Origin of the sequence: Rhodobacter sp. JA431 (genome assembly GCF_900217725.1) — a bacterium.
GTDB classification, from domain to species: Bacteria; Pseudomonadota; Alphaproteobacteria; order Rhodobacterales; family Rhodobacteraceae; genus Rhodobacter; species Rhodobacter aestuarii.
Genome location: NZ_OBMP01000003.1, coordinates 272428 through 296636, shown reverse-complemented (window position 1 = coordinate 296636; position 24209 = coordinate 272428). Strand labels below are relative to the sequence as shown.

Genomic DNA, 24209 nt, shown 5'->3' with positions numbered 1-24209 from the left:
GACATGTTTCTTTCCGACCCGTGGCCCGCAGCAGCCCTGCCCGCCGCCCGTCGGTGACTGTTCACTGGCCCTTGGGCCCCGAAAGACGAGACGACCGTGAACGTGACTTCCCCCATTGCGCCCGCCAAAATCCTGCCCGATGCCCAGACCGTGACCGAGGTCAAGCACTGGACCGATACGCTGTTTTCCTTCCGGGTGAGCCGCCCGCAAACCCTGCGTTTCCGCTCGGGTGAGTTTGTGATGATTGGCCTGCTGGACGACAATGGCAAGCCGATCATGCGCGCCTATTCGATTGCCTCGCCCGCGTGGGATGAAGAACTCGAATTCTATTCGATCAAAGTGCAAGACGGCCCGCTGACCTCGCGGCTGCAACACATTCAGCCCGGTGATCAAATCATTCTGCGCCCCAAACCCGTGGGCACGCTGGTGATTGATGCGCTGCTGCCGGGCAAACGGCTGTGGTTCCTTGCCACCGGCACCGGGATTGCGCCTTTTGCCTCGCTGATGCGTGAGCCCGAAGCCTACGAGAAGTTTGACGAAGTCATCATGATGCACACCTGCCGCACCGTGGCCGAGCTGGAATACGGCCGCCAACTGGTTGAGGCGCTGCAAGATGACCCGCTGATCGGCGAAATGGTCGAGGGCAAGCTGAAATACTACCCGACCACCACCCGTGAAGAATTCCATCACATGGGCCGGATCACCGACAACCTTGCCTCGGGCAAAGTGTTTGAAGACCTTGGCATTGAACCGATGTGCCCCGAGACCGACCGCGCGATGGTCTGCGGCTCGCTCGCGTTCAACGTTGACGTGATGAAAGTGCTCGAAAGCTACGGGCTGCGCGAGGGGGCAAACTCTGAGCCGCGCGAATTCGTGGTGGAAAAGGCCTTCGTCGGCGAAGGTATCTAAGGCCAAAGGGCTTTACGGAATAAAGGGTCGCCTTTCGGGGCGGCCTTTTTTGTTGTGCTCAGGGCAGCGACTGACCGCCGGGTGGGCGTCCATCGCCGGAATGATGCAGTTTATGGTTCAAGCACGTCCTACGCCGATCCCCGCGCGAAGGCCGCAAAGCGCCCGCTCGAGGGGGCGGTCGAGCGCTGCCCGGGCCGCTAAAGCGGCTATTCCGGGCTTGGTGCCCTCAGCGCAGCAAAAGCGGCGCGTCGAGCCAATCGCGCAGCGCGCGGCTCACTTTTACGGGCTGTTCCAGCGGGCTCAGATGCCCCGCCCCCATGATCAGCCGATATTCGGCATGGGGCATCAATTCGGCCAAAAACTCATGCCGCCTTGGCGGGCAGATCGTGTCATATTCACCGCAAATCAGCATCGCGCGCAGCCGCGTATTGCGCAAAGCCCGCTGCTGATCGGGGCGGCGCATCAAGGCGCGCGATTGCCGAGTGAAGGTCTCTGCCCCCAAAGTGCCCGCCATATCCAAGAGCATGGCTTGCACTTCGGTCCGCCCTTCGCCGGGGGCAAGCGCCGCTTCGGGCACTTCTTCGAGCATCACCTCATCAAGCCGCCCCGTGCGTGCGCGAATGATCCGCGGCTCGCGCTGCCCCGCCACCGCAGGCGGCTCGGCCAAGGGCGAGACATTCATCAAAGCGATTTCGCTGACGCGCTCGGGCACGCGACGCAAAATCTCCATCGCCACCAGCCCGCCAAGCCAATGGCCCACAAGCGCGAATTTGGGCGGGGCCATCGCCAAAACGGCAGACGCCATTTCCTCGATCGTCGCGCCTTGCAAAGGCGCGGTGACCACCCCGCGATCGGCCGAAAACTCTAGGATCTGGTGCCAGAACAGACGCGCATCGCACATGAATCCCGGCAGAAAAACCAACGGAACAGACATTCGCTCACCTCAAACCTGCACTCTTTGGTGCATTTGGTCGCAGGGTAGCGCGATCCGCGCGAAAGGGGAATCCCCTTCCGCACAAAGGCGAGGCCAGCCTATCCGAAAGCTTAGGCGAGCACTTCGTCGAGCGTCGCCTTGATCAACTCGATGTTCTCGGGCGCCGAGAAGCGGTGATCAGCGCCTTTCACCATCGTGAGCCGAATGTTGCGGCCATCGGCATGATGGAACAGCTTCACCGCCCAATCCGGCGGAACCGAGCGATCTTCGGAGCCTTGCAACAGCCGCACCGGCATTTTCAGCGGCAGCGGATCGCGCATGACAAAGTGATCGCGCCCATCGACGATGAATTTCTTCATGATGCGGTAGGGTTGCGGGCCATATTGCAGATCGACATAGCCCTGCTCCATCAAGAGCGTTTTCTGTTCCTCGGTGAAAGAAGCGAAATAGCCATCTTCGGTAAAGTCGGGCGCGGCGGCGACCGTCACCAAAGCGGCGACTTTTTCGGGGAATTCGCGCGCCAAAAGCAGCGCAAGCCAGCCGCCCATCGACGAGCCCACCAGCACCTGCGGCCCCTCGGCTAGGTCATTCAGCACCGCTTTGGCATCAGCATACCAATCGGCAATCGACGTGTCAGGATAGGCTTCCGACGACTCGCCATGCCCCGAGCAATCAAAGCGCAAAAACGCCCGGCCCTTTTCTGCCGCCCAAGCATCAAGCGCCTCGGCTTTGTCGCCATTCATATCGGAATGCAGCCCATGCAAGAACAGCACCCCCGGTCCGGAGCCTGCGCGCTTTTTATAGGCGATGCGGTGGCCTTCGGGCGTGGTGAAGACATCAGTCATGGGAACTCCTGCGGTTGCATGGGGCGAGCCTAGCGCCCTGCCCCGCCCACCTCAAGGCGCGCGAAACGACGCGGGCCCCGGTCGCTTTCAGGATGGACGGAAAGTTTGGGCCAAGTTACGCCAAGCGCATGAGTGACCAAGACCGGATCCTGCCCGGCATCATGCTGATGCTTGGCTTTTGCACCATCGCACCATTGATTGATGTGGCCTCGAAACTGGCGGCGCAAGGCGTGCCGGTGGGCACGGTCACGCTGGGGCGCTATGTGGCGCAAATGCTGTTGATGCTGCCGATCGTCGCTTTGATGGGCCAGCCGTTTGGCATGACCCGCCGCGCGCTTTGGCTGACGTTTGCCCGCGCCGCCGTTTCAATTGCCGCAACTTATACTTTTGTGGCCGCCATCCAGCACATGCCGATTGCCGATGCGCTCGCCATTGCCTTTGTTGAGCCCTTCATCATCTTGCTGATTGGCTATTTCTTTATGGGCGAAGAGGTGGGCCCGCGCCGGATTGGAGCCTCGGTCGTGGGGTTCATGGGCGTTTTGTGCGTGATCCAGCCCTCTTTCGCGCGGTTTGGGGCTGTCGCGCTTTATCCGCTGGGCTCGGCCATCAGCTTTGCGCTTTATATTCTGCTGACCCGCGCGCTCTCGCGCCATATGCACCCGATCCCGATGCAATTGCACACCGCTTGGGCGGCGGTGGTGCTGATGCTGCCCGTGCTTGCGCTTGGCGGCACGTTCGAGATCGGCCAATTCCAGCTCGTCCCCCCCACCGGCATCTTTTGGCTGTGGTGTTTTTGTGTCGGGCTTGCCGCGACCATCAGCCATATGTCGATGAGCTACGCGCTGAAATTTGCCCCCTCTTCAACGCTTGCGCCGCTGCATTACTTTGAGATCCTGACCGCGACCTTGTTTGGCTATCTGGTCTTTGGCGATTTCCCCAATGCGCTGACTTGGGTAGGCATAGCAATCATCACCGGTTCGGGGCTTTACCTCATTCACCGCGAGCGGCTGGCGGCCAAAGCGCGCAAAGCACCGCTGCCAGATGCGCCTTTGGTACCATAACCAACATTGGCCCGCTCATCTCGAGCTTAACCACGCCCGTCACTTCGTTTGAGGTGCCGACCCGGCCCGCAGGCGTGAAGGCGAGCCCGTCAATTGGCCAGCGCAGCCCTTCTGACCGCCCCGAGGCTGCGCCCATCGGGTAAAGCGAAAACCGTGTGCCGATGGGAAGATCCAGCGTGAGGCTTGGCGGGGCGAGAAAAATCACCTCATCTTCAGCAATCAGCAAGATTGTCTGATCAGGGCGGGCTGCAAGTTCGGTCAATGCGGCCAGCGTGTGATCGAGCCGCATCCCCGTAAACCCAAGGCATAGATAGAAGTCCGCCTTCACATGGCGCAGGCACTTGCCAAAATCCGTACTGTCCTGTTCGAGAATCGGCATCAACCGGTCGGACAAAATTCTTCGTCCATTTTGAGACAAGCTGTCGAGATCGCCAATCACCGCCAAAGGTGCGCACCCAAGCGCCAAGGCTCGGTCGCCCCCCCCATCGGCGGCGACCAGATCGGGGGTGATTGTCGCGCAAAGGGCAACATCTGTTGGGTCTACGGCCCCGCCTCCCAGCAACGTGACCCCGCCATGGCATTGGACAATTCTTGTGGACATGGCATGATTGGTTACGATTAAGGCAAGGAAACTCAAGCGCAATCGCTAAGATTTCACAGATTTTCCTTTTTTCGTTCACCGGAAAGAACCAGTTACGCGTTCATGGTGAACGCCAGAAGTTTTGGTAGAAGGCGATGGTCGATGGTTGGAGCGAGCAAGATTCTCACCGTGTCCTACGGGACCTTCTCGTGCACCCTTGAGGGGTTCGAGCAGCCGTTTAACACGATGAAGGCGATTGCGGAGTATTTCCGCGATCTTGCTGCTGATGACCGCTATTTCGGCGCGGAACCACCGCAGCCGGATGCCGAGATGCTGCACAAAATCGCCGAGCGCGAGATTCAGCGCCGGGTTGAGGCGAAGATCCAGAAAAACGGCATTGTGCTGCGCCCGAGCGAGGCCGAAGCACAGCTTGAGGCCCCACAACCGCCCGTCGCGGAAGCGCCGGCCAGCACGCCGAGCGTGCGTGTGCCCTTTGCCCAACCGGTGCCGGAAGCGCCGCAACCACAACTGACGCAGGTGTCGATCCCGGTGCCGCGCCCCGATCCTGTGGCCGAAGAAGCGATGCCGCATGATCCGGTCACGGAATCGGTTGCCGCCAAGCTGCAGCGTATCCGCGCCGCCGTGGCGCAGGCGCGTGCAAGCCAAGCGGTTGAGGAAACTGCGGAGTTTGAAGCCGAGCCGGAAGCGATTGCCGAACCCACGGGGTTTGTGGCCCCGCAAGAAGCGCCCGAGGCCGACAGCGCCGAGGGAGATTTTGGCTTTGCACTCGATATCTCTGGCCCGCTGAGCGACGAAGAAACCGCCGAGATTGGCGAGGTCGAGACGCCCGAGGCTGAGGCTGAAGTTCATTCCGAGCCCGAGGTGGCGCCAGAACCGGAATCGGCAAAGGCCCCGGAAACAGAGCCTGAACCGGAACCTGCGGAAGCACCGGAGGCAGAAATTGCGCCCGAAGCCGCACCGGAAGCCCCCGCCGAAGCGCATGATGACGCCGCGACGATCACCGAGGTAGAAGCTGCCGAAGAAGCCGCGATTGCGGCGGCAGAAGAGATGCGCCAGGTTCGTCAGCGCCGCCGTGCGGAACGCCGCGCCGCGCGCCTTGCACAGATTGAGGCCGAAAAAGCGCAAGCCGCAAAAGCGGAATCGGAAGCCGACGCGCAAGAAGAAAGTGCCGCAGACGCGCCGCAAGAGCCTGAAGCCGCTGAGCTTGAGGAAGCACCGCTTGTTTCCACCGAGGCGGTTGAAGCCCCGGCAGAAGACGTGACGGAAGACGCTCCGGTTGAAACCGTTTCCGAAGAGCCGGACGCACTCATTGCCGAGGCTGCGCAAGAGCTAGAAGCGGAAGCCTCCGAGCCCGAAACCGTCGAAGCCCCGGTGGTGGAACCGGCGCGCCCGATGGTGCGCGCCCGCGTGATCAAACTGCGCCGCGCCCAGCCGGTGGAGGAAGCCGCTTCCGACATCGCGCAAGCAGTGCAAGACGCCCAACCGGAAGCGCCAGAAGCACTGGCCGAAACGGCAGCGGTTGCGGAAGACGACGCCGATGCGATGCTGGCCGCGATTGCCGCGCAGTTGGATGAGGCCCCCGAAGAAACGGCACAAGACGCGGTTGAACCCGTCGAAGCCGCGGACGAGGCCGACGAAGCCCTGCTGGCGGAACTGGCCGCGCTGACCGAAGACCTGCCCGATGACGAAGATTGGGGCACGCTGACCTCGCTCCAGACCAATCTGGACGCGATCGAAGCAGACGAGATTGAAGAAGATTCCGCGCCGATCGAAACCGTTGACGAGACCGTCGCGGAAACGCCCGTGCAAGAGCAACCGGCCTTTGAACCCGCCGAGCTTGAGGCGGCCGAAGTCGAGCCCGCCGCTCAAGCGGAGGAAGCGGAGGAAGCGGCGCTCGAGAGCGACTATGAAGACGATCTCGAAGAAGACTTTATCGAGGAATTCGACGAAGACGAGAGCGATCTGGACGATGCGCCAGAGGCTGCGGCCCCGACGCCGGTGACGCCCGCGCCCGAACAGCCCACGAGCGAGGCCCCGCAAGCGCCGACCAACAAACGTGCCTTGCCGGAAGGGGATTTGTCGCGGCTTTTGGAAAAAGCCGATGAGCAAATGGCGGTGACGGAAAATCGTCGCCGTATCTCGGCCATTGCGCATCTGAAAGCGGCGGTCGCCGCCACGGTCGCGGATCGCAAGGCCGGGGCTGACAGCCAGCAGGGCTCAGATGAAACCGAACCCTACCGCCAAGACCTGAGCCACGCGGTGCGCCCGCGCCGCCCGGTGGCAGCCGCGAAAACCGAGCGGCCCGAGGGGATTACGGCGCAAAGCGCACGCCCTGAAGTGCGGCCTGCGCCGTTGGTTCTGGTCTCGGAACAACGTGTGGATCGCAGCACGCCCGAGGAATCGGTCACCGCGCAAGCCGTGCGCCCGCGCCGGATCACCGCAGCAAGCCTGCACCGCGAGATTGAACCGGAAAGCGCGGAAAGCAGCGCTGAACACGAAGCCATTTCCGCCGAGGCCGCAACGAGCTTTGCCGAATTTGCCGAAAGCCGATCCCCGCAGGGATTGGGGGAATTACTTGAAGCCGCGGCCGCTTATACCGAGCAGGTGGAGGGGCGACCGCATTTCTCGCCGCCGCAGATCATGCGCAAAGTGACCGCCATCGGAGAAGAGACCTTCAGCCGCGAAGACCGGCTGCGGGTTTTTGGCACACTGCTGCGCCAAGGCAAAATCGCCAAGGTCAAACGCGGCCAATATGCGATTACCGAGGCAAGTCGGTTCTACCAACGCCGCGCCTAAAGCATGGCAGAACCCACATGATCTTAAAGAAAAACGCGGGAGCCTTGGCCCCCGCGTTTTCAATTTCAGTCTTGGGTTTCCGCATCCGGGTCGGGCTTGCCCACGCCAATGAAAATTGGCTTGAGCGGCACGATCCACAGCACCCCCAGCACCAAATAGGTCAGCACCGAGCCCCACCACGGCAGCATGCCCCAGCGCGCTTCGGCCCATGCCACCGCCGAAACCGCCACCACGATATAGGCGGGCAGCCCCAGAACGAGGACCAATAGCGACAAACGCCGACGGGTGCGATACGACAGCGCCATCAGTCTTCGAACGGGTCGGTGACAAGGATGGTGTCGTCGCGCTCCGGCGAGGTCGAGAGCATGGCGACCGGGCAACCGATCAACTCTTCGATGCGACGCACATATTTCACCGCCGCGCCCGGCAGGTCATTCCACGACCGCGCGCCTTGCGTGCTTTCCGACCAGCCCTGCATCTCTTCGTAGATCGGCGTGGCTTTGGCTTGGAGCGCGGCTTGCGTCGGCAGATAGTCGTAACGCTGGCCATCGACCTCATAGCCGACGCAGATTTTCAGCGTCTCGAACCCGTCGAGCACGTCCAATTTGGTCAGCGCGATGCCGTTCATGCCAGAGATGGCACAGGTTTGGCGCACCAACACCGCATCAAACCAACCGCAGCGGCGCTTGCGCCCGGTGACCGTGCCAAATTCATGACCGCGCGTGCCAAGCCGCTCGCCATCATCGTCTTTCAGCTCGGTCGGGAACGGACCTTCACCCACGCGGGTGGTATAGGCTTTCACGATGCCAAGCGAATATTCGACCGCATTCGGCCCAAGGCCCACACCGGTCGCCGCCTGCCCCGCGATCACGTTCGACGAGGTGACAAACGGATAGGTGCCAAAGTCGATGTCGAGAAGCGAGCCTTGCGCGCCTTCGAACAAGATTCGTTTGCCCGCCTTGCGCAGCTCATTGAGCACTTTCCAGACCGGTTTGGCATATTGCAGGATTTCCGGCGCAATCGCACGCAGCTCGGCCAAAAGCGCGTCCCGGTCGATCGGCTCAAGGCCCAGACCTTCGCGCAAAGCGTTGTGGTGGATCAGCGCGCGATCCACGCGGGTTTCCAGCGTCGCATCGTCGGAAAGGTCCGCCACGCGGATCACACGACGGCCCACTTTATCTTCATAGGTCGGGCCAATGCCGCGCCCGGTGGTGCCGATTTTCGCGTTCGAGCCGGTCGCCTGCGCCTCGCGCGCACGGTCAAGTTCACCGTGGAAGGGCATGATCATCGGGGTATTTTCCGCGATCATCAGGTTTTCGGGGGTGATTTCCACGCCCTGCTCGCGGATCGTCGCGATCTCTTTGATTAGGTGCCACGGGTCCAGCACAACACCGTTGCCGATCACCGACAGCTTGCCGCCGCGCACCACGCCCGAAGGCAGCGCATTCAGCTTATAGACCTTGCCGCCGATCACCAGCGTATGGCCCGCATTATGGCCGCCCTGGAACCGCGCGATCACGTCGGCGCGCTCAGAAAGCCAGTCGACGATCTTGCCCTTGCCCTCGTCGCCCCATTGGGCGCCGACAACCACCACGTTGGCCATGTATTTCTCTCCGCTGGTGTGAAACCGAGCGACATATAGCTGTCACGCGGCGCGGGGGAAACCGCTTTTTCACCGCCCAACTGCCGCAGTGGCCCCCTGCGGTGGAAAACCGGGTTGCACGAAGGCAGTCATACGCCTAGATAGGCGCGTCGAATGAACAAAGGCGCGGCCACCTCATGGAAAACGTCCAAAACGTCATCCTCGTCATCCACCTCGTGCTGGCGCTTTTGCTGATCGGGGTTGTGCTGCTGCAACGCTCTGAGGGCGGTGGCCTTGGCATGGGCGGCGGTGGTGGCGGCGGTGGCAACGGTGTGATGACCGGTCGCCAAGCGGCCAATGCGCTTTCCAAAGTGACGTGGGTCTTTGCTGCGGCATTCTTTGCCACCTCGGTCACGCTGACTGTTTTTGCCGCGCGCGCCGCGAAAGAGGGGTCGGTGCTGGACACCGTGACCATCGAAACCCCGGCTGAGGCCGATGCGCCCGCGCTGCCAACCGGCACCGCGCAACCTTTCGCCCCGCCGCCGCCCGCGGCTGATGAACCGGTGCTGCCGCCGGTGCCCGCCGCCGAAACGTCGGTGGTTGAAGAGGCTGCGCCCGAAGCGCCTGCTGCAGAAGAAACCCCGGTTGAAGAAGCCCCTGCCGCGGAAGAACCCGCTGCCGAGGCCCCGGTGGAAGAGGCTGCCCCTGAAGCGCCCGCCATGCCGGAACTGCCGCTGGGCGTTTCTCCTTACGCTGACGCGCCTGCCTCGAACTGAGTCGCAAGCGCCCTTACGCATAGCGGTCCCCATCTTTTGGGGCCGCTTTGACAAGTTTCCTCTAGGTCTTGCGGTCCGGTTGCGGGCAGACCGCGAATCGTGTAACACCTAAGTCCCGTGATGCTGGTGGTTCTGCTGCCGGTCCAAGCTTACTTTTGCTGCTCGCGGGGTCCCATGGCACGATATGTCTTCATTACCGGTGGCGTGGTTTCCTCGCTCGGCAAAGGTCTGGCGTCGGCGGCGCTTGGTTCGCTTTTGCAAGCCCGTGGGTTTTCGGTGCGGCTGCGCAAGCTTGACCCCTATCTGAACGTCGACCCCGGCACGATGAGCCCGTTTGAGCATGGCGAAGTGTTCGTCACCGATGATGGCGCGGAAACCGACCTCGACCTTGGCCATTATGAGCGCTTCACCGGCGTGAGCGCGCGCAAGACCGACTCTGTTTCTTCGGGCCGGATCTATTCCAACGTGCTCGAAAAAGAGCGTCGTGGTGCCTACCTTGGCAAGACAATCCAAGTGATCCCGCATGTCACCAACGAAATCAAAGACTTCATCGGCGTTGGCGATGATGAGGTGGATTTCATGCTGTGCGAGATCGGCGGCACGGTCGGCGATATTGAGGGCCTGCCGTTCTTCGAAGCGATCCGCCAATTCGCGCAAGACAAGCCGCGTGGGCAGTGCATCTTCATGCACCTGACGCTGCTGCCTTACCTTGCCGCGTCGGGCGAACTCAAAACCAAACCGACCCAGCACTCGGTGAAAGAGCTGCGCTCCATTGGCTTGCAGCCGGATGTGCTTGTGTGCCGTTCGGAACATCCGATCCCGGATAAGGAACGCGCCAAGATCGCGCTCTTCTGTAACGTGCGGCCCGAGGCGGTGATCCCGGCCTATGACCTGCGCTCGATCTACGAGGCGCCCTTGGCCTACCACCGTGTCGGCCTTGACCAAGCTGTGCTCGACGCCTTTGGCATTTCGCCCGCGCCGCGCCCGGATATGACGCGTTGGGAAGATGTGATGGACCGCCTGACCCATGCCGAGGGCGAGGTGCGCGTGGCCATCGTGGGCAAATATGTTCAGTTGGAAGACGCCTATAAATCCATTGCCGAGGCGCTGACCCATGGTGGCATGGCGAACCGGGTGAAGGTGAAAGCCGAATGGATCGACGCCGAGATCTTTGAAAACGAAGATCCGGCCCCGCATCTGGAGCGCTTCCACGCGATTTTGGTGCCCGGCGGCTTTGGCGAGCGCGGCACCGAAGGCAAGATCCGCGCCGCGCAATTCGCCCGGGAAAAGGGCGTGCCCTATCTGGGCATCTGCCTTGGTATGCAAATGGCGGTGATTGAAGCCGCGCGCAACCTCGCCGGTGTGAGTGATGCAGGCTCGGAAGAGTTTGACCATGAAGCGGGCGAAAAGCGTTTCACCCCCGTGGTCTATCACCTCAAGGAATGGGTGCAGGGCAACCACCGGGTCGAGCGCAAAGTGACCGATGACAAAGGCGGCACCATGCGCCTTGGCGCCTATTCGGCGGCGCTCAAAGCGGGGTCGCGCGTGGCCGAGGTGTATGGCACCACCGAGATCGAGGAACGCCACCGCCACCGCTATGAGGTGGATGTGAAATATCGCGAGGCGCTGGAAGGCTGCGGGCTGGTGTTTTCGGGTATGAGCCCCGATGGCCGCCTGCCCGAGATCGTTGAGCACAAAGACCATCCGTGGTTCATCGGCGTGCAGTTCCACCCGGAACTGAAATCCAAACCCTTCGCACCGCATCCGCTTTTCGCGGGCTTTGTGAAAGCGGCGCTCGCGCAAAGCCGTTTGGTCTGACCGCGTTGCGCCCGCTTTGGCGGGCGCTCCAATTGGGGCCTTTGGGGCTATGCGGCCCGAATAGGGCCGCGGTCCCCCTTGCCCCTTTGGCCATCCCGCCCCGGATAGCTCTAAAAAGGCTGGGCCCTTAAGGTTTCATTAACCAGACTCAGCCAGCCTTAAGCCACGGTACAGGCGGGGACGCCGATGACCGTCAAAGTCGAAGGCGCTTCGCTTACCCTCCCCTCTGAGGCCCGAGTGAAGCGCCTTTTCTCATTTCAAAGACTTCGCTGCCCCTTCGACTTTGTCCAAATATCCCGGGGGTGAAGGCTCCTGAGGAGCCGAGGGGGCAGCGCCCCCTGCTTAGCCCAATCCCCCTAGCCTTCCACGCGCAGCGCGCCCGCAAGCCACGGGGCCTCGTCGAGCATCGGCGCAACGATCCGTTCGGCCAAAAGCCCCCGCAAGCGCGCAGCGACCGCGCCGGGCAGATCGCCCATCACGCCCGCACGGGCGGTGAGTTGAATGCGGCGCGCCAGCCCATCGCCGGGCAGCGCGGCCAGTGTCACACCCGCGCGCTTGCCATGGCGCACGCCCGAGGGCGTCAGGATCGACCAGCCCTGCCCCGCCGCGACCAGTGCCAAAATCGCTGGATAGCTATCAATTTCAAAACGATGCGTGGGTTGCGCCCCCGTCCGCGCCAGATGCGCCGCAATTTGCCGCCCCATCACCGTGCGCGGGCTATAGTGCAACAACGGCAAATCCGCGCCCACCTGCCCCTCTGGCCAAACCGCAATGAACGGCTCGGTCAAAAGCGCGTGCCGCTCAAGCCCCTCGGTCGGACCATCGCTTTCGGCGGCCACCACCATATCGAGCGCGCGCGCCTCAAGCTGCGCGGCCAAGCGGTGGCTTGGCCCGGTTTCGAGCAAGAACCGACAGGCTGTGAGCTCTGCCCCCATTCCGGCGAGCAAAAGCGGCGTCACCTCGGCCTCGAAATCCTCGATCATGCCGAGCCGAAAGCTGCGCAGGCCCGCAGGGTCAGCAAGGCCCACCCCGGCGCGGCCCTTGGCCAGTTCATCGAGCATCGCTTCGGCATGGGGCAAAAACGCCTGCCCGGCGGCGGTCAGCCCAAAGGGGCGCGCGGTTCGGTCCACCAATTCCGCACCAAGCGCGGCTTCAAGCGCGGCGATCTGCTGGCTGACCGATGAAGGCGAGACCCCAAGCCTGCGCGCGGCGGCGGTGATCGCGCGTTCTTCGGCGGTGGCCACCAGCATCTCTACGGCCCAAAGGCTGATCTTGTCACCGCGTCCGCTCATCTGGTCCCCTGCCCGCCACATGGCAGCACAATGCGCGGCCCCTGCCCGTTTTGGCAAGGCCGAAGGCCCCGCACCTGACCAAAGCACCCAAGCGTGATGCACGCCCCATTGACGCCGCCGCGCCACCCGTTAGCCTGTCGCCAAACCGCTACAGGAGCCCCCGCCATGACCGACCTTTCCTGGGAACAAAAAGCCGATGATTTCAGCCTCTACGGCTTTACCGACCTGCCCTCGGTCCATGACCGCGGCGCGGTGGTCGTCACGCATGGCGAGGGGCCTTACATCTTCGACACCAAGGGGCGGAAATACCTTGATGCGAACTCGGGCCTTTGGAACATGGTCGCGGGTTTTGACCATAAGGGGCTGATTGAGGCCGCGCAGGCGCAATATGCGCGCTTTCCGGGCTATCACGCCTTCTTTGGCCGGATGTCAGACCAAACCGTTCTGCTCAGCGAAAAGCTGATCGAGGTTTCGCCCTATGACCGAGGCCGGGTGTTTTACACCAACTCCGGCTCTGAAGCGAATGACACGATGGTCAAGACCCTGTGGTTCCTGCATGCCGCCGAGGGCAAACCGCAGCGTCGCAAGATCCTGACCCGCGTGAACGCTTATCATGGCGTGACCGCCGTTTCCGCCTCGATGACCGGGAAGCCTTACAACTCGGTCTTCGGCCTGCCGCTGCCGGGCTTCATCCACCTGACCTGCCCGCATTACTGGCGCTTTGGCCAAGAGGGCGAGACGGAAGAGCAATTCACCGTGCGGCTCGCGGCAGAGTTGGAAGCGACGATCCTCAAGGAAGGCCCCGACACGATCGCCGCCTTCTTTGCCGAGCCGGTGATGGGCGCGGGCGGGGTTATTCCGCCGTCAAAAGGCTATTTCCAAGCCATTGCGCCGATCTTGAAGAAATACGACATCCCGCTCATTTCGGATGAGGTGATCTGTGGCTTTGGCCGCACCGGCAACACTTGGGGCTGTGAAACCTATGATTTCATGCCCGATGCGATCATTTCCTCGAAAAACCTGACGGCGGGTTTCTTCCCGATGGGCGCGGTGATCTTGGGGCCGGAACTTGCGGACCGCGTGCAAGCCGCCGCCGAAGCGATTGAAGAATTCCCGCATGGCTTTACCGCCTCGGGCCACCCGGTCGGCTGTGCGATTGCGCTCAAAGCCATTGATGTGGTGATGAACGAGGGGCTGGCCGACAACGTCAACCGACTTTCGCCGCGGCTGGAGGCGGGCTTGGCGCAGATCGCGCAGAACCCGAACATCGGCGAGTTGCGCGGCGTGGGCTATATGTGGGCGCTTGAAGCGGTGAAAGACCGTGCCACGAAAACGCCCTTTGATGGTAGCCTGAGCGTGTCGGAGCGGATCGCCAATACTTGCACCGATATGGGGCTGATCTGCCGCCCGCTGGGGCAATCCATTGTGCTCTGCCCGCCCTTCATCCTGACCGAGCCGCAGATGGATGAGATGTTTGAAAAGCTTGAAAAGGCGCTGAAGAAAGTCTTCGCCGAAGTGGCTTAAGGCGCGGCGCGCAAGCGCCCGCCCCTGTCATGCCAATGAAAAAACGCGCCACCCGAAAGTGGCGCGTTTCTTTATTCTCGCGATGAGGCCAGATCAGCCCGCGATGGACGCGCGGTAGATGCTGTCGATCGCTTCGGCCAGCGCGGCGTCGAATTCGTCATCCGACATTTGCGCGGTCAGCCCTTCGCTCAGCGCGCGGCTGAACGAGGCGATGATGCCTTTGTTGCGGGCAAGGATTTCGTTCGCTTCGGCGCGGACATGGCCGCCCGACAGCGCCACAACCTTGATCACATTCGGATGCTCGACCAGCGGCAGGTAGAAATTGTCGATGGTCGGCAGGCTGAGTTTCAGCATCACCGGGGCCGAGACGGTTTCAAGGCCAGCCAGCAGCGCGTCGCGCAGCATCGCCTCGGCATCGATTTTGTCCGAGATCGAGATCGTCACTTCCGGCTCAAGGATCGGCACCATGCCTGCGGCCAGAACTTTTTCGCCGAGTTCGAATTGCTGCGCGACGACCGAGGCAATGCCCATCGGATCCGCTGCCGAAATCACCGAACGCTCTTTGGTGCCGAAAATGCCTTGCTCGGCGGCACGTTCCAACAGCGCTTCAAGACCCGGAATGGGTTTCATCATTTGGCAGCCGTCTTTTTCTTCCTCAAGACCTTTGTCGATTTTGAGGAATGGCACCACGCCGCGTTTTTCCCACAGATAGGTCGCGGTCGGGATCCCCTCGACATCACGGTCCATGGTTTGTTCAAACAAGATCGCGCCGACCACTTTCTCGCCGGTGAAGGCCGAGGAACGGATGATGCGCGCACGCATCTCGTGGATCAGGTCGAACATTTCGGTTTCGTTCGAATAGGCGTCTTCGGTGATGCCATAGAGGCCGAGCGCCTTCGGCGTCGAGCCACCCGATTGGTCGAGCGCGGCAATGAAGCCCTCGCCCTTCATCATGTGTTCCATCATCGTTTTCGCCATCATCGACCCCCGATTTCGGGCCCGGCTTCCCCCGGGCGGCTCTTTGCAGTTGCAGCACCGGGTTAACGGTTCACGGGGCTAAAGGCAATTCTGGTTTCGCTAACGCGCGCGTAAGGGAGCCCTTTTTACGCTGCTTATGCACAGAAAATTATGCTGCGCCGCAGGGCGCGCTTTTGTCGCTGGCACCCGTGCCTATGGTGTCACAAGAAGCGTGGTATCTTTACCCAAGGTCGCCGTTTCTCGTGCAGATGGCGGAGCGGGCAAAAGCGGCGCGGATGACGCGGCTTTGCTACCGGATTCCGCCAGTGCAAATGGAAAGTATCTGCAAATGATCCGTGTCGCGATGATCCTTGCCATGCTCGCCACCCCCGTTTGGGGGGATACGCCGAAGACCGCCTGCGATTGGCTGGCGCGGGCGGAACTTGAGGCAACGTTGGGCGCGCCGGTCACGCTTACCCCCGGATTTTCTCGCACAAATGCGGCGGTCCGCGTGTCTTTGTGCACCGCCACGACAGAGGACGGCGATTCGCTTGCGCTCCTTTACCGCGACACCTCGGACGAGACGCGCAGCCCCGCCGATTTGGTTGCCGCCTATCGTGACGAACTGGCCTCTGTCATGAACCCGCCACCCAATTTTGAAGAACTCGATTTGGGCCTTGCCGCGCTTTGGGAAGCGACGATGCACCAGCTTACCGTTTGGAGCCATGAGGGTAAGGTCATGATGGTCTTTACACTTTTTGGCCCACATGCGCGCGAACGCTGCATTGCCGTGGCGCGCAGCATTTTGGAAGCGGGCGGCTGAGCTCCTTTTCACACAACCTCCGAATGTAAAATTTCTGCGACGCAGCAAATTCCTGTTGAAATGCTGCACTGCAGCATGTATAAAATAGGACAAGAAACGGGCCCCGCCGTGAACACCCGGGCCCCTCAAACCGGAGCAAGACCCATGGCGAAGACGCAAGATTTCACGAAAATGATGCAAGACATGATGGCTTCGATGCCGATGGACATGTCGAAAATGCAAGACGCCTTCAAAGCGCAAACCGCGCTTGGCGAGAAAATGGCGAAAGTGGCTCTCGAAGCCGCTGAAAAATCGACCGACATCTCGTCGAAATGGACCAAAGACACGCTGGGCAAATTCGGCGCGCTGACCACCTCGAAAACCGAGCCGGCCGACTATGCCAAAGCGATGAGCGATTTCGCTTCGGCTTCGGCTGAGATGGCGGCCGAGAACCTCGCCGCTTTCGCTGAAGTGGCGAAGAAAGTGCAAATGGAAACGGTTGAACTGATGCTCTCGGCGGGCAAAGAGATGACCGAAGAAACCACTGCGGTGATGAAAAAGGCCACCGAAGAGGTGACCACGGCGGCGAAAAAAGCCACCGCTGCGGCTTCTGCGGCTGCGAAATAATCGTCTCGACGGATCCGGCTTCCTCCTCCCTGCCGGACCGTATTTGAAGGGCGCACTACGGTGCGCCCTTTTCTTTTGTTGCTTTTGCGGCGCTGCGGCTTAAACATTGCTGCGTCGCCAAAATGCGGGCAGGATTAGTCCGGGGAGGAAAACAACATGGCCGAAGAGACCAAGCCCTTGCTGATCAAGCGTTATGCCAGCCGGCGGCTCTATAACACCGAAACCAGTGACTATGTGACGCTGGAAGACATCGCTTCCTTCATCCGGCAAGGCCGGGAGGTGCAGATTGTCGATCTGAAATCGGGCGATGATCTGACGCGGCAATATCTGCTGCAAATCATCGCCGAACATGAAAGCCGGGGCGAAAATGTTCTGCCCGTGGATGTGCTGACCGATCTGGTGCGCAGCTACACCACGCAGGCGCAATCTGTCGTGCCGCAATTCTTGGCGGCAAGCTTTGAGATGCTGCGCGAAGGCCAGTCGAAAATGATGGAGAATTTCTCCACCATGCCGAACCCGATGGCGACGATGCCGGGGTTTGAAGCGCTGCAACGCCAGCAAGAGGCGTTTTTGAAATCCATGATGGCGGGCTGGGGCGCTGCGGTTGGCGAGGGAGACGCCAGTGCCGACGGCTCCGGTGGGCGCGAGGAATTGGATGCGATAAAGAAGCAATTGGCGGATCTGCAATCCAAGCTCTCGAAGCTCTGACACCACGCTTTGCAAGATCATCTTATGAAGGGGCACCGCGTCAGGTGCCCTTTTTCTTTTGGCGCGGTGCGCCCCCCTGCTGCAAACCCGCGCCTCTGATTATCTTCGCCTCAGTCTTGGCTCTGCCCGCGCTTTGGCTGGCGGGCGATTAACCGGGGCAATCTGGGGCTGAAGGCGCTTTCGGCGCCCCTTGCAGGCGTGCGCCGGATCTTGGCTTATTTTTGAGCGCAACGCCCGCCGAACCCCATCGAAACCCGCGAAAGAAACGCTCTTTTAACCATGCCCGCAAAGATACCTTTGGGCGCGCGGAAACGTCGCAGATAAATAGCATTTAATTAAGTGCCTAAGTGCAAAGCAGGGACGCTTGTCTGGAGTGTCCCCTGATGAAAAACACGATCCTGCTGCGCTGGCTGTCGCAGCTTTGTTTTGCAGCCGCCTTGGTTATGAGTTTTGCAGGATCGGCGCGGGCCGCTTCTTTTGATCTGTTGGAGCTGTATAAAGCGACCAGCGCGACCGGGAATATCTCAATCAGCCAGCCACTCAGCGTATTTGCCCCGGGGCAAAAGGCACGCTTTGTCTCGAACCCTGACAATGACACTTTCCTCAACTCGCTCACCTCAAACGAGTTGTTCGGTGTGATCACCTGCGCCGACACGAACATCTGCGGTGCGGGCGGCAGTGCGGGCTATTTTGAGCGCCGCGCCCCAACAGGCAGCACCACGATCTCGGCGGTGACCTTTGTGCTCGATCCGGGCTCCGCCCTTTACGGCCATTATGGCGAGTTCGTGCTTGTGGTGATCGGCGATGCCGGAAGCTACACCACGGGCGGGAGTGTCTCGACCTCGGCGAACGCCGATGGCACCGACATCGCGGGTCAGTTGGACAGCTTCTTCGCTTTCGTTGTGTCCGTCTCTGATGCGAGCGCGACAGAAGGCGGCAATATCGTGCATACCGTCACGCTTTCGGGTGCCACGACGGCCGTCGAGCAGATCGTCTTTTCGCGCAGCCACGTCGGCACCTCCGATGCCGATCTCGGCACGCCGACCTTCTCAAACGGTGTAACGCTCTCGAATGGCGTGCTTTCGGTGCCGACGGGCGTATCGAGCTTCACGATCACCTACCCCACGGTTGATGATGCCGATGACGAAGGCAACGAGACATACACGCTGACGCTGCGCGAAACGCAGGGCACCGGCACGATCGTCGACAATGATGGGGTGCCCAGCATCACCATCGGCTCGGTCGGAAATGCGACGGAAGCTGAGGGCACCGATCTGGCCCATTTGGTGACGCTCTCGGGCACCACCGTTGTGCCGCAAACCTTTACCCTCACCCTGACCGATGGCACGACCTCTGCCGCCGATTACGGCAGCTTCAGCTTTTCTGATGGGGTGACGCTGTCGGGCTCCACCCTCACCGTTCCGGCGGGCGTTTCGAGCTTCACCATCACCTTGGCCGGGGCCGAAGACGCGCTGATCGAAGGCGATGAGGGCTATACGCTCGACATTGATGGCACGCAGGGCACGGGCACCATCACCGACAATGACACCGCCACGATGAAGGCGGTGAAAACCTCGGTGTTGAATGATCTGGACACGATTACCGGGCCAAGCATCGGTGATACCGTGACATGGACCGTCACCGTCACCAATACCGGCAGCCTGCCGCTGAGCGATGTGACGGTGAGCGCGGATACAATGACCCGCGCCGATAGCACGCCGATTGCGGGCTTTGGGGCGGGCGATTTCAGCCCCGCCAGCGTGGCAAGCCTTGCCGCGGGGGATACCACAAGCTTCACCGCCACTTACACGCTGACCGCAGAAGATGTGGATGCGGGCGGAATTTCCAACACCGCAACAGCTGCGGCCACCCATTCGGGCGGCACGCCGATCACCGATGTGACCGATGACGGGGATGATGGCGATGGCAACACCGATGATGATGAAAGCGATTACAGCTTCACCGGCGTCGCCAGCATCGCTTTGGAAAAATCCGCGAGCCTGAACGATGATGACGGCACACCGGGCGTGAGCGCGGGCGACACGATCAACTATAGCTTTACCGTGACCAACACTGGCGCCGTGACGCTGACGGGGATCACCATCACCGACGCGAAAGTGACGGTTTCGGGCGGCCCGCTCGCCACTTTGGCTTCTGGCGCAAGCGATAGCAGCACCTTCACCGCGACCTACACCATCAGCCAAGCCGATATCGACGCGGGGAGTGTCTCGAACACGGCGACCGTTTCCGGCTCTCCGCCGAGCGGCGCCCCGGTCGGAGATACCTCGGGCACCGCGCCCGACAATGACGATGACACCATCACGGACCTTGCGGCGAGCCCGGGCATTGCACTGGTGAAATCGGCCACGCTGAACGATGACGATGGCACGCCTGGCGTGAGCGCGGGCGACACCATCGACTATGCGTTCACCGTGACCAACACCGGTAACGTGACGCTGACGGCGATCACCGTCAGCGACGCCAAAGTGACGGTTTCGGGTGGTCCGCTGGCAAGCCTTGCTGTCGGCGCAAGCGATACCAGCACCTTCACCGCGACTTACACCATCACCCAAGCCGATATTGACGCGGGTGGGGTGTCGAACACGGCGACCGTTACCGGCTCTCCGCCGAGCGGCGGCCCGGTCGGAGACACTTCGGGCACCGCGCCTGACAATGACGATCAAACCGTCACGCCGCTGAGCGCGACACCGGGCATTGCGCTGGTGAAATCGGCCACGTTCAACGACAGCGACGGCACGTCGGGCGTGAGCGTGGGCGACACCATCGACTACACGTTCACGGTGATCAACACCGGGGCCACGACGCTGACAAATATCACCATCGTCGACGACAAAGTGACGGTTTCGGGCGGCCCGCTGGCAAGCCTCTCCGTGGGCGCAAGCGACAGCAGCACCTTCACCGCCACTTACACGATCACGCAAGCGGATCTGGATGCGGGCGGCGTGACCAACACGGCGACCGTTTCGGGCCAACCGCCGAGCGGCGGCCCCATTACCGACACTTCGGGCACCGCGCCCGAGAATGATGACGACACTGTCACACCGCTCGCCGCGCCTGCAAGCCTCGCGCTGGTGAAAAACGCGACGCTCAATGACGATGACGGCACCCCGGGCGTGAGCGTGGGCGATACGATCGACTATACTTTTGCAGTGACCAACACGGGGCGTGTTGCACTGAGCGACATCACCCTCACTGACAACAAAGTGACGGTTTCGGGTGGCCCGCTGGCAAGCCTCGCCGTGGGCACAAGCGACACCACGACCTTCACCGCGACCTACACCATCACCCAAGCCGATATCGACGCAGGTGGGGTGACGAACACGGCCACCGTTTCGGGCCAACCGCCGAGTGGCAGCCCTGTCAGTGACCTCTCGGGCACTGCGCCCGAGAATGATGACGCGACGGTCACGCCTTTGGTGGCGCCTGCGGGCGTTGCGCTTGTCAAAGTCGGCCCCCTCAATGACGACGATGGCACCAAGGGGGTGAGCGCGGGGGACACGATTGATTATGTGTTCACCGTCACCAACACCGGCTCTGTCACCCTGCACGACGTTACCGTCACCGACTGGATGCTGGGGGGGGCGGTCGCCACAACGCTGCCCACGCTCGCACCGGGGACCGATAGCGGCACGCATTTCACCGCGCAATACACGGTGACGGCAGCGGATGTGCTGGCGGGCCGTGTTATAAACCAAGCCACCGCGCAGGGCACATATGGCACCAGCAGCTCGGTCAGTGACGTTTCGGGCGTGACCCGCGATGACGATACCCAAACCATCACCTTCCTTGGCTCGATTGCGGGCAAGGTGGCCGATGTGTCGGGCGCGCGCAGCGGTGCGCGCGTGCAACTGACCGACCCGATCACGAAAGCTGTCGTGGCCGAGGTGACGACCGATGCGCAGGGCAACTATGCCTTCATCGGGCTTGATGAAGGCGCTTTCTGCATAAGCTTCGTGCATGATGAAGAAGAAGCCGTCGTTTCAACCACTGGTTCGGCCGAAAATGGCCGCTCCAATGGCGCCGAAGTCTGCGGGCTCGACATCGTTTTGGGGTCTGGCCGCGCGATCACCGGCGTTGATGCCGTCATGGTCGACCCGAGTGGGGTGGTTTATGACGCGGTCACGCGTGCACCGCTTGCAGGCGCGACGGTCACGCTGCTCCACAATGGCACCCCCGTGCCGAACAGCTGGCTTTCGAACACCGGCGACAGCAACAACAAAGTGACCGGCTCGGATGGGCGCTATTCGTTCTTGCTGCAAGATCCGGCGCAAACCGGCACCTATACGTTGCAGGTCACCGCGCCGGGCTATGATGCCTCGACCCTGATCCCGGCCCAAGCCGGGGCCTTGACCCCGGGCATTGGTCTTGGCGTGGAAGAGGTTGTGACCTCGGCAACTGCGCCTGTCGTGGGCGGGGATACCACCCACTATCTTGCCTTCAACATGAGCTTCCCCGATTGGGGTGATGCAACAACGCTCTCTAAGGGTGTGATCCACAACCACATCCCGATGGACCCGTCAGGCTTGGCCACGCAACTCACGCTGACCAAAGTGGCCGACACCTCGGGCCTGTCTACCCCCCCGCAGGTGGGCGATGTGATCAGCTATACGATCACCGCGCAGAATGGTGGCGTGTTGCCGCTGACCGGCGTGAGTTTGGATGACCCGCTCACCGCGAATGAAACGCTGGACACGACGAATACCGAAACCGCGAACGGCGACCTTGATCCGGGCGAAACTTGGGTCTGGACCGCGTCGATCACGCTTGATGCAACCAGTGTGAACCTCACCCAGATCGAAAACCTTGCGACGCTGAGCGGCACCGATGCTTGGGGCCAACCGGCGGTGTTGGAAAGCAGCGCCCTTGGCAACGGAACCTTCGGCACCGGCAATGGCACGCCCACCGTGGTTACGCTGCAAGGTCTGATCGACGTGATCCGCCCCGAGTTGGAAGAGATTTTGCGGGATGATCTGTCGCGCACGCTCGATCGGCTTGGCCGCAGCTTCTCGGGTTTTGCCCGCGATGCGGCACGGCGGTTGCGTGCAGGTGCGCCGGAGGGCTGCCTGAACAACGAAACGCCTGACAATGACTTCACGCTAACGCTGAACGACACCGGCCTGCGCGCCGATGGCAGCCTTGGCAAAGAAGTCTATGACTGCGCGAAACGTGAATGGCGGATCGACAGTGTCGAAGTCTCCACCATGCAAGATGACCTCTCGGGCAACCAAACGCTGCTGAGCTACACCCACCGTGTGGAACGGCTCAAAGGCGATGACCGGATTGCCGGGAAGTTCTGGGGCGCCTATGCCAGCCATAGCGATATTTCCACCGGCACCGCCGATGGCAGCATCGACGGGCTGGGGATCTATGGCGGCCTTTACGGCGCGCGCAAGCTCGGTGGCGAGGGGATGCTGGACTACTACTTCGCTGGTGCGATGGGGCGGCACAGCTTCACCTTTGACTTCCCGCATACGGTGACGATCACCGCCGATGGCTCCTACACCTATGCCGCACTTTTGGCAGGCGCCGGGCTTTCGCGCAGCTATGCGTGGCAAGATCTGATCGTCACGCCGCGTGTGGGCTTTGATCTGGCCTATGCCCCCGGCGCGCATGTTTCGGTCACCGCCACGCAAGGCGCGCTCAGCGAAACCGGCGATTTTGATCTTGGGTCTGTGGGCAGCTGGCGGCTGTTCTTGGAAAGCGAGTTCCGCAACGACTTGTCGCTTGCGGGGGATGGCAAAGGGCTGCTTGATGGGCTGGCCTCGGAAATCACCCTGACGCCCTCGCTTCTGTGCACCGGCAATTTCGACGGGGACAATGAATGCGGCATCGGGCTTGCCTTCGGGCTTGCGGGCCTGAGTGAGGATGGCATCGAAAGCTGGACAATTGATGTTGATGGCAGCGCCACCCGCCACACCCGCCGCCTTGCCCTGCAGCTTGCCTACACGCGCCGGATCGAGGCTTTGAACGCCACGCTGCGCGCGGGCATAAGCACCGGCACGGAAGACAAAATCGCCGCCTCGGTGACTGTGCAATCGCAGTTCTAAGAGCCGCCGATACAAAAGAAGAAAAGCCGGCCGCCCTTGCGCGACCGGCTTTTTCGTAAAAGGGCTCAAGAATTCGCGGTGATGGCCCCGGGACGCCCCTCAGGGTTCGCCCAATGTGTCTACCTCCTCATAAGCCTCCACCAGCACCCTGCCCTGCCAATCGGCCGGATCGCCCAACTCTATGCCCTCGGGCAAAGGCGCGCTGCGCCAATCCATGTCTTCGACGAAATCCGCGGTGCGAATATCCTGCATTCCGGTGGTGCAAAACGCGGTTGGGGGAATACGATCCTCTGCCTTCCATTGCGCCATGACCGTCTCAGCATCCTCAACCGGCAGGTTGGTGACGGAGATGTCATATTTGTCTTCTTCGGTGCGGAAAACCGAAGTGAATTGGGTGTCGGTGATGCTTTCGATCACTTGCTTGGCGCCCTCCAGCGTATGCCGCCAGGCCACCACAACTTCGCAACTGCCCTCCTCGACCAGAATGTCATCGAAATCGAAAGCGATCAGCGGCAAATATACCCAGCCGCTCGCACCGGCACTGCTTTGCACCCAAGCCCAATCCTTGCGAAGCTCCAACAGCTGAACGACATCGCCGCGCGCAATAGCGCCGACGACCGTTGCCTCACGCCCGGGGCCAGAACGAATGTCGAGCGCATCTTTTTCGGGAACGGCAGAGCCATAATCACCAACCGCTTGCGAGAAGGCAGGCGTGGAAAGTGTGACAGCCAAACAAGCGGCAAGCGCAAAGCCAAGCGGTTTGGGGACAGCAAGCATGGGGTCTCTTTCAATCGGGCGCCACGGCCGTAAGACGGACCGCCGTCGCCAAGGAGAAGAACAAGGGAACCGGACGAAGGACAAAAACACCAATATTTCAGCGCGATAAGACGCCTGAAAGGAAAGCAACGC

At 61.5% G+C, this 24209-nt stretch carries 18 protein-coding genes; 10 read left to right on the top strand and 8 right to left on the bottom strand.

Annotated elements, in window-relative coordinates:
• Window positions 1-102 precede the first annotated feature (102 nt).
• On the top strand, window positions 103-909 hold the full coding sequence (locus CRO18_RS08260) for a ferredoxin--NADP reductase (protein WP_076485741.1): 807 nt from the start codon (window positions 103-105) through the stop codon (window positions 907-909).
• Window positions 910-1135: 226 nt separating this feature from the next.
• On the opposite strand, the gene CRO18_RS08255 is transcribed toward CRO18_RS08260, so the two are convergent.
• Complete coding sequence (locus CRO18_RS08255; protein WP_076485643.1) at window positions 1136-1843, bottom strand: alpha/beta fold hydrolase; 708 nt, start codon at window positions 1841-1843, stop codon at window positions 1136-1138.
• A gap of 110 nt (window positions 1844-1953) precedes the next feature.
• Window positions 1954-2688, bottom strand: coding sequence for an alpha/beta fold hydrolase (locus CRO18_RS08250; protein WP_076485644.1), 735 nt, complete (start codon window positions 2686-2688; stop codon window positions 1954-1956).
• Between the two features lie 128 nt (window positions 2689-2816).
• Between CRO18_RS08250 and CRO18_RS08245 the strand changes: the two genes are divergently transcribed.
• A complete protein-coding gene (locus CRO18_RS08245; protein WP_097081767.1) occupies window positions 2817-3749 on the top strand; it encodes a DMT family transporter in 933 nt (310 codons plus the stop codon).
• On the opposite strand, the gene CRO18_RS08240 is transcribed toward CRO18_RS08245, so the two are convergent.
• Window positions 3679-4350 (bottom strand): thiamine diphosphokinase, encoded by a 672-nt coding sequence (locus CRO18_RS08240; protein WP_097081917.1) that lies wholly within the window; start codon window positions 4348-4350, stop codon window positions 3679-3681. The genes CRO18_RS08245 and CRO18_RS08240 overlap by 71 nt on opposite strands.
• 168 nt (window positions 4351-4518) lie before the next feature.
• On the opposite strand from CRO18_RS08240, the gene CRO18_RS08235 reads away from it, so the two are divergent.
• Entirely contained in the window at window positions 4519-7146 is a 2628-nt protein-coding gene (locus tag CRO18_RS08235) for a hypothetical protein (protein WP_143128615.1), read from the top strand.
• Between the two features lie 65 nt (window positions 7147-7211).
• Here CRO18_RS08235 and CRO18_RS08230 read toward each other — a convergent pair whose 3' ends face one another.
• The gene (locus CRO18_RS08230) at window positions 7212-7451 is read right to left on the bottom strand and encodes a DUF2842 domain-containing protein (RefSeq protein WP_076485647.1); all 240 of its coding nucleotides are present in this window, start codon (window positions 7449-7451) and stop codon (window positions 7212-7214) included.
• Window positions 7451-8749 carry an adenylosuccinate synthase gene (locus tag CRO18_RS08225; protein ID WP_097081765.1) on the bottom strand — a complete coding sequence of 433 codons (1299 nt, stop codon included), beginning with the start codon at window positions 8747-8749 and terminating at the stop codon, window positions 7451-7453. Before CRO18_RS08225 ends, CRO18_RS08230 begins: the two co-directional genes overlap by 1 nt.
• A 176-nt stretch (window positions 8750-8925) precedes the next feature.
• On the opposite strand from CRO18_RS08225, the gene secG reads away from it, so the two are divergent.
• Entirely contained in the window at window positions 8926-9504 is a 579-nt protein-coding gene (secG, locus tag CRO18_RS08220) for a preprotein translocase subunit SecG (protein WP_097081764.1), read from the top strand.
• 174 nt (window positions 9505-9678) lie between these two features.
• Window positions 9679-11322 carry a CTP synthase gene (locus CRO18_RS08215; protein WP_076485743.1) on the top strand — a complete coding sequence of 548 codons (1644 nt, stop codon included), beginning with the start codon at window positions 9679-9681 and terminating at the stop codon, window positions 11320-11322.
• A 356-nt stretch (window positions 11323-11678) separates the two neighbouring features.
• Here CRO18_RS08215 and CRO18_RS08210 read toward each other — a convergent pair whose 3' ends face one another.
• Entirely contained in the window at window positions 11679-12614 is a 936-nt protein-coding gene (locus CRO18_RS08210; protein WP_097081763.1) for a LysR family transcriptional regulator, read from the bottom strand.
• 165 nt (window positions 12615-12779) lie between these two features.
• Between CRO18_RS08210 and CRO18_RS08205 the strand changes: the two genes are divergently transcribed.
• Window positions 12780-14138, top strand: a complete 1359-nt coding sequence (locus tag CRO18_RS08205) for an aminotransferase (RefSeq protein ID WP_097081762.1) — start codon at window positions 12780-12782, stop codon at window positions 14136-14138.
• A gap of 93 nt (window positions 14139-14231) precedes the next feature.
• Here the strand turns inward: CRO18_RS08205 and CRO18_RS08200 are convergent, their stop codons facing one another.
• The gene (locus CRO18_RS08200; RefSeq protein ID WP_097081916.1) at window positions 14232-15116 is read right to left on the bottom strand and encodes a fructose bisphosphate aldolase; all 885 of its coding nucleotides are present in this window, start codon (window positions 15114-15116) and stop codon (window positions 14232-14234) included.
• 328 nt (window positions 15117-15444) lie between these two features.
• On the opposite strand from CRO18_RS08200, the gene CRO18_RS08195 reads away from it, so the two are divergent.
• The 4 genes from CRO18_RS08195 to CRO18_RS08180 all read left to right on the top strand — a co-directional run bounded on the left by CRO18_RS08195 (window position 15445) and on the right by CRO18_RS08180 (window position 23300).
• Window positions 15445-15918 (top strand): hypothetical protein, encoded by a 474-nt coding sequence (locus tag CRO18_RS08195; RefSeq protein WP_097081761.1) that lies wholly within the window; start codon window positions 15445-15447, stop codon window positions 15916-15918.
• A 144-nt stretch (window positions 15919-16062) separates the two neighbouring features.
• Window positions 16063-16524, top strand: coding sequence for a phasin family protein (locus CRO18_RS08190; protein ID WP_076485654.1), 462 nt, complete (start codon window positions 16063-16065; stop codon window positions 16522-16524).
• Between the two features lie 156 nt (window positions 16525-16680).
• On the top strand, window positions 16681-17232 hold the full coding sequence (gene phaR, locus CRO18_RS08185; RefSeq protein ID WP_076485655.1) for a polyhydroxyalkanoate synthesis repressor PhaR: 552 nt from the start codon (window positions 16681-16683) through the stop codon (window positions 17230-17232).
• 383 nt (window positions 17233-17615) lie between these two features.
• On the top strand, window positions 17616-23300 hold the full coding sequence (locus CRO18_RS08180; RefSeq protein ID WP_097081760.1) for an S-layer family protein: 5685 nt from the start codon (window positions 17616-17618) through the stop codon (window positions 23298-23300).
• 99 nt (window positions 23301-23399) lie between these two features.
• Here CRO18_RS08180 and CRO18_RS08175 read toward each other — a convergent pair whose 3' ends face one another.
• Entirely contained in the window at window positions 23400-24077 is a 678-nt protein-coding gene (locus tag CRO18_RS08175) for an SH3 domain-containing protein (RefSeq protein WP_097081759.1), read from the bottom strand.
• Between the last annotated feature and the right edge of the window lie 132 nt (window positions 24078-24209).